Below are 11,738 nucleotides of genomic sequence, written 5' to 3'. Positions count from 1 at the left end.
TTGGTTAATCCACAGCACTTTAAAAACTGGTTTACAAGCTGCTGCTACTGTACTTCATAAACCTGGAATCGGCTGTAATACTGCAAATGTAAGTAATTGAACGCTTGGACTGCTTGAAGTTATTCCAACTAAAACCGATCCTGTTGCAAAAATTAAAAGGATTCCAAATATAAACAAGTATTCGGGTTGAACTTTTAACCCTTGAATTATTTCTAGATGTGCACTATTTTTTTCTGAATTATTAGTATCTGTAGGCATCTATTTAAATTGGCTCCTAGAAGATGATATTTTCAGTTAAATCATAACTTTTCAATTATGCTAGCGTCTAGTATTTACTTCGATTCAAAGTTGTCTCACCCTCCAGTAATGTCTCATATCAAATTCGGTTAATAGGCAGCACTATCAAAATCGGATAATCCAAGATGGGCGTTAGCTGGAGCATTTCTATTGTGTGTGCCATCAAACGGATTTGATATCACAGGTGAATAAAGGTATAGCGAGAGTTTCCAAGTTTCTAGAGCCCAATTATGAAAGCGATCGCAGCCACTTCTTACCCATCCCTAAAGGTCATAGCTTGCCCCATTCTGGGCTAACCACTGCTTACGATCGCACCAATCACTCACAATTTGCTCGACCCTATCCAGAACGCATAATTATGGTTCGGTTCAATCAAATGCACCCACTCGTGAGCCACCACATACTCTATCATGGTTCGCGGTAGCATCGCCACTCGCCAATGAAAATATAAATCTCCCTTGTTTCCGCAGGAACCCCAGCGATAGCCTAAATCTCGCACTTGCACCGAACGGGGAGAAGCTTCGAGGCGATCGACAACAGCAGCAATTTGTGTATCTAAAATCGAGGAAAGGCGATCGCAATACCATCTAATAAACGCTTCTCTCCCCTGCGTCTGGGCTTCCCGCTGCAATTCAAAGCGACTTTGATAGAATCTCAAGGGTGGCTTTCCCTTGACTCCATCCACCAGTTTGAGGCGATACCTGCGTCCCAGATAGTAAAATCCTTCGCCTGATACATATTCTTTAGCAGCAGTGGGAGGATTGAGGGATTCTTTCTCGATCAGTTTGCTGTAAATCCATAAACGCTTATCGTTGACAACTTTTTCTAATATTTTTATTGGCACTTCTGGGGGAGTTGCCAAAATTAATTTACCATCTCGTTCGATGGTGATGCCGATCGTGCCCCGTCTTTTTGTCTTTTATCTTTTTGGACTTATATGCGATAGTTGTAGCCCTGTTCGGTGAGGAAGAGTTGCCGGTGTCGGGCAAAATCTTCCTCGCAAGTTTGTAGCGATACTAATGTATAAAAACTCGCAGTATGTCCATCTGATTTCGGGCGGAGAATTCGTCCGACGCGCTGCGCTTCTTCTTGGCGAGAACAATACTTTCCGATACTTGAATCAACACATCGGCATCGGGTAAATCGACGGCAAAATTGCCCGCGCGAGATAGAATTAATCTGGGAATCTCTTTGTGACGGAATGCTTCGTATAACCGATCGGGTAGAAAACCATCCCTAGTGGATGATGATTGTAACAGAATTTGTGGGATTATGATTTCTGTGCAATCAGCGTTCTTGCCTTCATGCCAACGAATGATTCTGACCTACAAATCCAAGCGCGAAGAATTCTAGACGCGATTGCTTTCATTCCTTTTGAGCAATGTCAACCCTTGACCCGTGGGTTTGAGAGCATTCCTGCGCGTCCTGGCATTTATGCAATCAGGCACAGAACTGATGGATTGCTCTACATCGGTAAAACCAAGAGCTTACGAGGTCGCTTCAGTGGTGGGCACAAAGCTTTTTTGTGGGCATGGCTCGATAAATATAGCGATGAAGACATACGGATTGCAGTACAGACAATTTCTCACTGGGAGAACCCTGCGTTACTATTGGAGCTAGAAGCCATCATTCTAAGAGCTACTGAACCCCCTTACAACGTCCAAATTCCAACTGAGATGTAAAGCCATGCAAGCCAAACTTCAAGAGCAACTTTCCCTCGCTGATGCCGAAGTTATTTTAGGACGTTTTCCTGAACGAATTCGTGCTGCCCTAATTGCTCGTGCTGCTGAAATTGAATACCCAATCGAAGCAGTCATTGAGATGGCGATCGCTAGTTTCCTTGACACAGAGGCATTAGGTTTTGCAGATTGCAAACTGGGACGCGGACAATAACAGCGTCAACTGGCGATCGCGCCAGTCTAACAACCCGGTTGGATCGAACTACCGAAAGATATTGGTGGTGATGCAAAAGTTATTTCTAGCCACTCAACCGGAACGTTGCTTTTTGCTGAAACAATGCTTCTAAATTATCTGCCAGTGTTTAACATTAAGCTATTCACCTCTAATTGCTGTAGTTCATTCTATGAGAAAACCACAAACTGTTAAAGCTTTGGAAGAGCTAGGACGGGTTCAACTCTCTAAGAGTTTTTTCATGCGTGAGTTTCTTTATTCAGAAATCTCTCAAATTGAAGGTATCCCTAACATTCCTAGCGATCCTGATTTGGCGATCGCAGCAGGAAAGAATTTGTGTGAGAGGGTGCTTGAACCAATTCAAGATGCGCTTGGTCGGATTAGTATCCGCTCAGCCTATCGTTCTTGTGCGGTGAACGCCAAAGGAGCAGAGAATAAAAATCAGTACAACTGTGCCAGTAATGAGTCTAACTATGCACAACATATCTGGGACGTAAAAGATTCAGAGGGGTATATGGGAGCAACAGTATGTATTATTCTTACATCATTCATCCCTTACTATGAACGCACTCAAGATTGGACAGCATTGGCATGGTGGATACATGACCACATTGATGCTTATGCAGCAATGACCTTTTTCCCAAACTATGCAGCGTTCAACATTAGGTGGAGCGAGAATCCTAATGTTTCAAAAACCATTTCTAGCTACGTAAGAAACCCGCACACTGGTAAGAATAGCGGGTATCTGACAAAGGAGGGGATGGATAATTTCTTAGGTTTGCATGAGCAGTTTTACCAAGAATTTATCGACGATCGCTGACTAAACATCTTTTTGAACTTCTATGCGATAGTTGTAGCCCTGTTCGGTGAGGAATAGTTGGCGGTGTCGCGCAAAATCTTCCTCGCAAGTTTGTAGCGATACTAATGTATAAAAACTCGCAGTATGTCCATCGGATTTCGGGCGGAGAATTCGTCCCAGGCGCTGCGCTTCTTCTTGGCGAGATCCATATTTTCCCGATACTTGAATTAACACATCGGCATCGGGTAAATCGACGGCAAAATTGCCCGCGCGAGATAGAATTAATCCGGGAATCTCTTTGTGACGGAATGCTTCGTATAACCGATCGCGCTCAGCCTGTTTTGTCTTCCCCGTAATCAGAGGCAAATCGGTAATTTTGGCGATCGCATCTAACTGCTCCAGAAATTCACCGATAATTAAAAAAGGAGCGCATGAAGCGTTAACGGATGTAGAGTTAATAACAATTCGGGTTGAGCGATGGGAGAATTGGAACGAATATAACTTAGGGTGAATGGGAGCGCTATGCAGCTAACAGCGCTCGTAGATAACTCTTAATCGATCGTAAGATGAGAAAGTAAATTGCAGCCCAAGCCTAAAAACATGATATTGAGCAAACGTAGTATTTTGTTGAGCGCTCTTGTATTAGTAGTGCTGGGAAGTTCAATTTTTCTAAATATTAGTCTCTACAGTCGAGCTAAACAGTTTTATCGCGAACTCAATCAAACTCGTTTAGATCCTCTGGGATTGAACGAATATCCTACAAATCTCAAGCAAGTTACTAATACCGCTCAAACTCGTGTGGTTTTCTTTGGTGACTCTAGAGCAGCTAGTTGGATATCGCCTAATATCAGTGAATATGAGTTCATTAACCGGGGAATTAGCTCTCAAACCTCAGTTCAGACGCTCCAAAGATTTGCCGCTCATGTGCGCCCTCTAAAACCAAATTTAGTAATCATTCAGGTTGGTATTAACGATCTGAAAACCATTGGCTTGTTTCCCGAACGCAGAGATGCGATCGTTGCCAATTGTCAAGCGAATATTAGGCGAATTGTAGAAGAATCTAGGAATCTAGGTGCAGTAGCGATCGTGACTACTATTTTCCCAGTAGGAGAAGTGCCACTACAGCGCAAGCCTTTTTGGTCTGATGAGATAAGTCCGGCGATTAAAGAAGTGAATGCCTACATCGCCACATTAGCTGGAGAAAAAACTATAGTGCTTGATACCTTCTCTATTCTTGCCGATAGTCAGGGCATGATGTTGCGGAAATACAGATCAGATGAACTACACTTAAATGAACAGGGGTATGTGATTATCAACAAGCATCTGTCGCAACTACTCAATACAAGGGGAGGGAAAAAAGGACAGAATTAGGCTATGGTGTTAGCACATATTTTAGTTTAAAAATCTTGTGAAACGGGTTTACTTATATGATTACATCTGAGTCTATCTGCTGGACTGCGCTCGCCATTGTACGATTTAAGATTTGAGATTGCTTGTATCACCAAAGTTTAGATATTGCTTGCAGTTGCAGTCTTTTTGGAACTGGGATTAATTTGAGATTTAACCCCAAAGTGTGAGATAATTCTTTACAATCGTGACTTGTGCTTTTCGCCGCCAGCGGACCCAGTAAAGCAGCAGTGGCAGTCAGCGCTGTTACAAAAAAATTGTGCGTGCAATTCCTAATTATCACAAACCAGACAATATGACCCAAAAGCCAACCACAACCTATCGCACTGAAAGCGACTCGATGGGAGACAAACAAATCCCATCTAATGTCTACTACGGCATCCAAACCCTGCGCGCAGTTGAAAATTTCCCGATTAGCGGCATTAAGCCTTTATCAACTTACGTTGATGCTTGTGTTTTAATTAAAAAAGCAACGGCGATCGCCAATGGCGAACTCGGCTGCATTCCCCAAGACATTAGTCAAGCAATTGTCCAAGCAGCCGATGAAATCCTAGCTGGCCAATTGCGCCATCAATTTGTAGTTGATGTCTACCAAGCCGGGGCCGGAACTTCTCACCACATGAACGTTAATGAAGTTCTTTCAAATCGCGCTTTGGAAATTATGGGCGATGAAAAAGGCAACTACAAGCGGGTTAGTCCTAACGACCACGTAAACTACGGTCAATCGACAAATGATGTGATTCCGACTGCAATTCGGATCGGCGGATTGTTGGCATTAGAAAAAACTCTGTTTCCGGCTTTGTCGGATGCCGTAGTCGCCCTAGAAAACAAAGCAGAAGAATTCAAAGATATTGTTAAATCCGGCCGCACTCATATGCAAGATGCTGTGCCAGTTCGACTCGGCGATACCTTTGGCGCTTGGGCGCAAATTCTCAGAGAACATACCTTGAGAATTGACAGGGCATCCGATGATTTGACATTCCTGGGATTGGGGGGAAGTGCAGCAGGAACAGGCTTAAATACTCATCCTGACTACTGTCAAAAAGTTGCTGAAATTCTCTCAGAATTAATCGACCACCCCCTGAAACCAGCAAAGCATTTAATGGCTGCTATGCAGAGTATGGCACCGTTTGTAAATGTGTCCGGTGCACTGCGAAATCTCGCTCAGGATTGCGTTAAAATCTCCCACGACTTGCGTTTGATGGACTCCGGGCCGAAAACGGGTTTGAAAGAAATTCAACTGCCTCCTGTGCAACCGGGTTCGTCAATTATGCCGGGAAAATACAATCCTGTGATGGCAGAAATGACATCGATGGTTTGTTTTCAAGTTATGGGTTACGATAGCGCGATCGCCCTGGCAGCCCAAGCGGGACAATTAGAATTGAACGTGATGATGCCCCTGATTGCCTACAATCTCATTCACAGCATCGAAATTTTGGGCAATACCATCAGCGCTTTGACTACACAATGCCTCGCCAAAATTGAAGCTAAGGGCGATCGGTGTCTCGCTTATGCTGAAGGCAGTCTCGCCCTCGTTACCGCCCTCAACACTCACATCGGCTATCTCAACGCCGCCGCCGTCGCCAAAGAATCCTTAGAAACGGGCAAATCTTTGCGGCAAATTGTGCTAGAACGGGGTTTAATGAGTGCAGAAGACTTGGCAAAAGTTCTAGATTTAGAGAAAATGAGTGCGATGCCGGTATCTTCTGCTAACGTTTAGGATCTCGCAGGTATCAGCTAGAAACTAGAAGGCTGAACTCGATTGAATTCTGCCTTCTGCCTTCTGATTTCTGCCTAATCCCTGTCACAGGTTAAAGTTAAACAATTCAGAATTCAATTTTTTTATAATTAATTCTGATTTTTTTTATAGTCTAAAGTTTGGGAGCAAGATTTATGCGCGCAGGTTCCTTTGCAAAATTAACTCAAGATAAAGAGAACACAACTCAAGTGACATTTCATTATGTGGAAGGTCACACAGAAACGTTTACTATTCCAATGCCTGCACAAGAATTCCAAGAGGAAGTGCTGACTTTGTTAAGTCAACCTTGGTTGACTTTCCATTTAGCCGATCAAACGGTCTTTATTTGTACGGCCCGGTTGGTAAAAGTAGAAGTAAAACCCGCGCTTCCCGACCTACAAGGCCAAGGAATATTCTCTAACTCGCTGCGAGTTAGTACCATGCAGCGGGCTGCTGTGGGTAGATTGCCGATGAATAGTTAGGCTTCCTTTGCATTGAGATGATTCAAGGTAACGCACGCACGGATCACCCTACTTAGAGTGATCCGTGCGTGCGTTACATTTAGATTATTCCCGATCGATAACCAATTACCAATTAATTCATAATTATGTCTGCTGTTAGTTTAATTCGTGCCAATTCATACGATCGCCAAATCTTGCAAACCTCTTTAGAAAGTTTGCTGGCACCCTTGGGCGGAATCTCGGCTTTTGTCAAATCGGGCGATCGGGTTTTACTCAAACCCAATCTCCTGACAGGTTCTCGCCCTACAAAAGAATGCGTCACCCGCCCGCAATTGGTTTACTGCGTGGCTAAAATGGTGATAGAAGCGGGAGGAAAACCCTTTTTAGGCGATAGTCCAGCTTTTGGTAGCGCTATGGGTGTAGCCAAAGCTAACGGTTATTTGCCGCTGTTGGAAGAACTGAATTTGCCAGTAGTTGAGTTTCAAGGAAAACGCTACGAAACTGTCAGCGAAGATTTCAATCATCTGCGAATTTGCAAAGAAGCAATGGAAGCGGATGTAGTGATTAATTTGCCCAAACTCAAATCTCACGTTCAATTAACAGTGACAATGGGCGTGAAAAATTTGTTCGGCTGCGTCCCCGGCAAAATGAAGGCTTGGTGGCACATGGAAGCTGGCAAAGATAGCGCCAGATTTGGTGAAATGCTTGTAGAAACTGCCCGGGCAATTAACCCAAATCTGACGATTTTGGATGGCATTATCGGTCACGAAGGTAATGGACCAAGCGGCGGCGAACCGAAGTTTTTGGGAATTTTGGCCGCCTCTGATGATGTGTTTGCTTTGGACAGAACTTTAGTTGAAATTATTAATGCTGATCCGGCGGCGGTTCCCACTGTAGCTGCGGCGATGAGATTGGGACTTTGCTCGAATTTAGAGGATCTTGATTTTCCGCTTTTGCAGCCGGAAACTCTCAAGGTTTTGGATTGGAAGTTGCCGGAAAGCATGGTGCCAATTGACTTTGGTATGCCCCGCGTGGTGAAGTCGGCCTTTAAGCACCTTTATATCCGGTTTATTAAAGAAAAGTTCAGCATCAAGGCTTCGCATTAGCGAAGACAGAAGGGTAAAATTTGTTTTTTTTATTCCTTCTGCTTTCCATTGCTAATTGTAAAGAAATATTATTATATTACAACATATCTATTTATGTAAAGTTTTAATAAATTTCTTATAAGTTTATGGTTTAAGTAGGTAGGCGGGATTAAACCGCATAATGTAACACTATGTAAACAGGTTTAAGTCAGCCAGTAAGTAGGTATGCGGGACTAAACCGCATAATGTAACACTATGTAAACAGGCTTAAATCAGCCAGTAGAGAGCATTTGGAGACTTGGCCCTCATTTACCTAGGGGCGTTTTTTCGCGCCGACTTACTTAAAGCATTTGCCTCGCCGTACTCGCAACTGGCGCTCATTCTTGCTAGCTAGAAGCAGTTAGATAATTTCATTTAAGTATAAACACTTGTAACAGCCCTTGTTTTAACCAAATTTACCCTATAATTGCGCTTTTCTTTATAATTGACCGCTCAATTATAAAGATTGAGTAAAGCTCGTAAAAGGTTATTGACAGTTATACGTAGATCGCAGATGATGGCGACATATCAAACAGACCTTACCTTAAATAATAAAGGTCTAATCGAGTTGCTGCGTCCATCTTAAGTATTAGATATCTCCCAAACAGAGTCTGAAATGTTGCTTGTATCAGGCGGCGAAATTTAAATTCGGTAGATGTCTGTTATATAGATCGATCAACAGCCCTTGCAAAGTACAGCAAAGATTCACTACCGCATCCGTAAAAACTTCAAATCAGGAACTACCTTCCCTATGCTTACTAACAACAATCTGACAATCGTACAGCCACTAAAAGCCAAGTTTTTGCCAAACGGTGAAGTTTTACTCACCCGCAAATTGATTGAAGCAGTTGGTGAGTTAGCCAAGTATTGGTCGGGTGATATTACTGTGATGATGGAAGAAACGAAAGAAGACAACGACCAGATGGATGCAAAAATATTCAAACTTGATCTATTGCCATTCAAACTGGAAATAATTTCTTTTGATAAAATTACCCCAGCTTTACTACATCAGCATCAGAGTGCGCTGGTATTGGCAGCCCCGGAATACAGACAGAACCATATCAGTAAAGTGTGTAAAATAGCGGGAGTACCGTGTATTTACGTTTCCGAATACAGTCTGAAAACTCGCAAACAGATCGTGAATGTGAGTACGAGAAATCCCCTGATTCGCTTGCGGAGAATAATCTGGACTTACAGTCAGGAATATAAGCAGCGCAAGGCGATCGCAATGGCAGAGGGCTTGCAGTGCAACGGCACGCCTACATACCAAGAATACAAGCAGCTCAATCGCAACCCACAGTTGTTCTTGGACACGCGGATTAGAGAGGATATGTTAGCAACAGAAGCTGACATTGAACGTCGCACTGAAAACCGCTCTCAAGATATGCCTCTTCGGCTAGTATTCTCAGGTCGCCTAATTAAGATGAAAGGAGCAGATCATTTACTTGAGGTCGCTAGAGAACTCAAACAACTGAAGGTGAAATTTGAAATGTTCATCAGTGGTATTGGTGACTTAGAAGAGATGATGCACCAGCAAATAGCTGCAAATCAACTTAATGATTGCGTGAAAATGCTCGGAGTGCCTGACTTTAAAACAGATTTTTTCCCCTTTGTTAAGAACAATATTGATTTGTTTGTTTGCTGTCACCGGCAGGGCGATCCTTCTTGTACTTACATAGAAACTATGGCTGCTGGCGTGCCAATTGTTGGGTATGCTAACGAAGCATTCCAGGGAATTGCAGAAATGTCGGAGACAGGATGGGTGGTGCCAATGAATCAGCCTAAACAGATGGCGAAGAAAATTGCAGCACTCAGCTACAACCGAGAAGAAATTAAATCGATGTCGTTCAAGTCGCTGAAGTTTGCTCAACAGCACACCTTTGAGAAGACTTTTCAAGCTCGCATAAAACATATGCAGGCTATTGCCTACTCAACGCGGCCTCATCCAGTCACCGAAAGTCAAGTATGTGAGGCTCCCGATATGGTTTTGGCGTACACTCAACTGCGTTAAGAATCCTTCTGCCTATGATTGAGACAGGTTTCATTAAGGTAGCCACGGCAATTGGAGGTCTTGTAAAGGCAAGGGTTGGGGTGAGCGATCGCCATTAGATGTAGATGTTTTTTTCAAACTTAATAGCATCAAATTCTACTGGGCGATCGCACTTCTTCCATAGGTTCTCAAGTCTCCTTTAACGGGTTACATTTTCTTGGCAACTACCAGATCCCACACCAACTCTCAACCATCGAGTGACCCACTCATTTTCCTTTCCACCGGAACTGGCAAAACTAACAGGGTTTTTAGTTTAAATCTTGTTAAATCAACGGCTTCATTATTTATTAGGTATATGCACAAATGCTTTTATTAGTATCATACTTTAGAGGTATATGATGTTTCTAACTTAATGTATACTTTAATTATTGCTGAATTCTTGACTAGAGAAAAACTTACTCTCCGCCCGCTCGCTGAAGGTGTAGTTTTTTATCAAAAGTGACAAAGCCAGCTAAATGCGTTAACTTAAATTCGATGTTACGTGAAAACCGCGCCTCAGTAATGGTATTCCCAAAACTTCATAAGTTTTAGGCCTTCATCTCCTGTATAGAGGATAACACAATTATCACTGGCACATAACGTCCCGGAGTGATCTAACATAAGCGGTTATTAGTACATCCAGTTCCTAAGTAAGGAAAACTAAAATGCAAAGTCAAACGTGCTTAAGCCCTACCGTCGTCTGCCCGATATCGGGACAGAGTATGAAACCGTGGCTATTCATACCCGGTGATTGGCGCAGACCTCCAAACAATGAGTCATTTCAATTGTACTGGTGCGAAAAGTCACAACTTGGATGCATTCATCCTCTACCCGAACTCAACAAAATCGCCAGCTTCTACGACATCGATGAGTATTATACTCATCATATAGACTTTACAGGCTTCGTATCTGCCTCTTCTATTTCCTTTTTCGATAAATTGCGTACCCATCTAGCTTGGCGTTTCGATCGCGGAGTAGATGTCACAAGTAAATGGTGGAAGCAACAGTTCGGGACTGCTTCCTCCTCGATCTTAGAAATTGGTTGCGCCAACGGGCACCTGCTGCAAGAACTGCAAGCAGATGGTCACAAGGTCTGGGGCGTAGAACCCGATCAACAAGCTTTAGTGTTGGCCCAGCAGCGAGGTCTTAATGTACTTTATGGTACTGCTGAATCTTTGCCCCCGGAAGTCCAGTCTAGACAGTACGACATAATTGTGATGAACCACGTACTCGAACATACCAGAGATCCTTTACTTGCACTCCGCAATGCCATGCAGTTGCTCGTGGGTGGCGGCAAATTGGTGATGGAAGTACCAAATAACTCTTGTATTGGGCTGAAGTCATCAGGGATTGCATGGATGCATCTAGATGTACCAAGGCATTTGTATTTCTTCACACCGCAGAGCTTTCGCGCTATCTGTGAAAAAGTAGGATTTGAGATAATTTCTACCCAGTTTAATGGCTACTATCGCCAATTTGAAAACACTTGGATCAATGATGAAAGAAAAATTTTCAGTGTGTTCGATTTAATGGGATATCATCAGATAGTAAAGCCAAAGGAAAACAGTAAAGTCCAAGCTTGGAAGCTACTGCTGAAAACAATTTTTGCTGCTGATGAAAACAAGTACGATTCGATCCGGATTGTGGCACAAAAGCCATAGCAATCTCGAGGTAAGGGCAATAAACTTTGGCTTTGATTATCAAGTTTGGTTACACACTCACCATACTTTTGCGAGCCTCTGCCATCATCGCCCATGCCAGGAGTACAGTCAAACCAAATGCGACTATTGACCCAGCAATCCACCTGACTCGATCGAGACTGACGCACAAACTTTGTATGTAAGGTGTGCAGTCCGCAGCTTACCACATAGATAATGTAAAAAGTGTTTTCTGGCGTAATATAGTTTCGGGTTGCATCGGAATAATATATTGGGATCATGTCAGTGGGAGCTTAAGAGATCGCTACCAAAAT

13 protein-coding genes are annotated in these 11,738 nt (G+C 43.2%); 10 read left to right on the top strand and 3 right to left on the bottom strand.

Going from position 1 to position 11,738, the window contains the following annotated elements; translation table 11 throughout:
- Window positions 1-619: 619 nt before the first annotated feature.
- Window positions 620-1,159, bottom strand: coding sequence for a SprT family zinc-dependent metalloprotease (locus tag QUA57_RS10830; protein ID WP_333060817.1), 540 nt, complete (start codon window positions 1,157-1,159; stop codon window positions 620-622).
- Between the two features lie 71 nt (window positions 1,160-1,230).
- Window positions 1,231-1,362, bottom strand: coding sequence for a hypothetical protein (locus QUA57_RS10825; protein ID WP_333060821.1), 132 nt, complete (start codon window positions 1,360-1,362; stop codon window positions 1,231-1,233).
- Window positions 1,363-1,559: 197 nt separating this feature from the next.
- On the opposite strand from QUA57_RS10825, the gene QUA57_RS10820 reads away from it, so the two are divergent.
- The 3 genes from QUA57_RS10820 to QUA57_RS10810 all read left to right on the top strand — a co-directional run bounded on the left by QUA57_RS10820 (window position 1,560) and on the right by QUA57_RS10810 (window position 3,028).
- Window positions 1,560-1,979 carry a GIY-YIG nuclease family protein gene (locus tag QUA57_RS10820; RefSeq protein ID WP_333060816.1) on the top strand — a complete coding sequence of 140 codons (420 nt, stop codon included), beginning with the start codon at window positions 1,560-1,562 and terminating at the stop codon, window positions 1,977-1,979.
- A 4-nt stretch (window positions 1,980-1,983) separates the two neighbouring features.
- The gene (locus tag QUA57_RS10815) at window positions 1,984-2,190 is read left to right on the top strand and encodes a hypothetical protein (protein WP_333060813.1); all 207 of its coding nucleotides are present in this window, start codon (window positions 1,984-1,986) and stop codon (window positions 2,188-2,190) included.
- A gap of 190 nt (window positions 2,191-2,380) precedes the next feature.
- Complete coding sequence (locus tag QUA57_RS10810; protein ID WP_333060811.1) at window positions 2,381-3,028, top strand: peptidase M15; 648 nt, start codon at window positions 2,381-2,383, stop codon at window positions 3,026-3,028.
- Here the strand turns inward: QUA57_RS10810 and QUA57_RS10805 are convergent, their stop codons facing one another.
- Entirely contained in the window at window positions 3,029-3,472 is a 444-nt protein-coding gene (locus QUA57_RS10805; protein ID WP_333060819.1) for a helicase-related protein, read from the bottom strand. It abuts the gene before it with no gap.
- A gap of 135 nt (window positions 3,473-3,607) precedes the next feature.
- Here QUA57_RS10805 and QUA57_RS10800 point away from each other — a divergent pair, with 135 nt between their 5' ends.
- The 7 genes from QUA57_RS10800 to QUA57_RS10770 all read left to right on the top strand — a co-directional run bounded on the left by QUA57_RS10800 (window position 3,608) and on the right by QUA57_RS10770 (window position 11,609).
- Complete coding sequence (locus QUA57_RS10800) at window positions 3,608-4,378, top strand: SGNH/GDSL hydrolase family protein (protein ID WP_333060809.1); 771 nt, start codon at window positions 3,608-3,610, stop codon at window positions 4,376-4,378.
- A gap of 331 nt (window positions 4,379-4,709) precedes the next feature.
- On the top strand, window positions 4,710-6,134 hold the full coding sequence (locus QUA57_RS10795) for an aspartate ammonia-lyase (RefSeq protein ID WP_333060808.1): 1,425 nt from the start codon (window positions 4,710-4,712) through the stop codon (window positions 6,132-6,134).
- A 173-nt stretch (window positions 6,135-6,307) separates the two neighbouring features.
- On the top strand, window positions 6,308-6,634 hold the full coding sequence (locus QUA57_RS10790) for a hypothetical protein (protein ID WP_333060807.1): 327 nt from the start codon (window positions 6,308-6,310) through the stop codon (window positions 6,632-6,634).
- Window positions 6,635-6,759: 125 nt separating this feature from the next.
- A complete protein-coding gene (locus QUA57_RS10785; RefSeq protein WP_333060806.1) occupies window positions 6,760-7,719 on the top strand; it encodes a DUF362 domain-containing protein in 960 nt (319 codons plus the stop codon).
- Window positions 7,720-8,488: 769 nt separating this feature from the next.
- Window positions 8,489-9,748, top strand: a complete 1,260-nt coding sequence (locus tag QUA57_RS10780; RefSeq protein WP_333060804.1) for a glycosyltransferase — start codon at window positions 8,489-8,491, stop codon at window positions 9,746-9,748.
- 740 nt (window positions 9,749-10,488) lie between these two features.
- Entirely contained in the window at window positions 10,489-11,427 is a 939-nt protein-coding gene (locus QUA57_RS10775; protein WP_333060803.1) for a class I SAM-dependent methyltransferase, read from the top strand.
- Between the two features lie 26 nt (window positions 11,428-11,453).
- Window positions 11,454-11,609, top strand: a complete 156-nt coding sequence (locus tag QUA57_RS10770) for a hypothetical protein (RefSeq protein WP_333060801.1) — start codon at window positions 11,454-11,456, stop codon at window positions 11,607-11,609.
- The last annotated feature ends 129 nt before the right edge of the window (window positions 11,610-11,738 follow it).

Origin of the sequence: Microcoleus sp. Pol7_B2, from assembly GCF_036701035.1 — a bacterium.
Classification (GTDB): domain Bacteria; phylum Cyanobacteriota; class Cyanobacteriia; order Cyanobacteriales; family Microcoleaceae; genus Microcoleus.
This window is presented reverse-complemented; position numbering and strand designations above follow the sequence as displayed.

Coding starts and splice junctions, on each gene's coding strand:
- QUA57_RS10800 (WP_333060809.1), top strand. CDS start 3,608: ATGATATTGAGCAAACGTAGTATTTTGTTGAGCGCTCTTGTATTAGTA.
- QUA57_RS10815 (WP_333060813.1), top strand. CDS start 1,984: ATGCAAGCCAAACTTCAAGAGCAACTTTCCCTCGCTGATGCCGAAGTT.
- QUA57_RS10785 (WP_333060806.1), top strand. CDS start 6,760: ATGTCTGCTGTTAGTTTAATTCGTGCCAATTCATACGATCGCCAAATC.
- QUA57_RS10810 (WP_333060811.1), top strand. CDS start 2,381: ATGAGAAAACCACAAACTGTTAAAGCTTTGGAAGAGCTAGGACGGGTT.
- QUA57_RS10775 (WP_333060803.1), top strand. CDS start 10,489: ATGAAACCGTGGCTATTCATACCCGGTGATTGGCGCAGACCTCCAAAC.
- QUA57_RS10795 (WP_333060808.1), top strand. CDS start 4,710: ATGACCCAAAAGCCAACCACAACCTATCGCACTGAAAGCGACTCGATG.
- QUA57_RS10790 (WP_333060807.1), top strand. CDS start 6,308: ATGCGCGCAGGTTCCTTTGCAAAATTAACTCAAGATAAAGAGAACACA.
- QUA57_RS10780 (WP_333060804.1), top strand. CDS start 8,489: ATGCTTACTAACAACAATCTGACAATCGTACAGCCACTAAAAGCCAAG.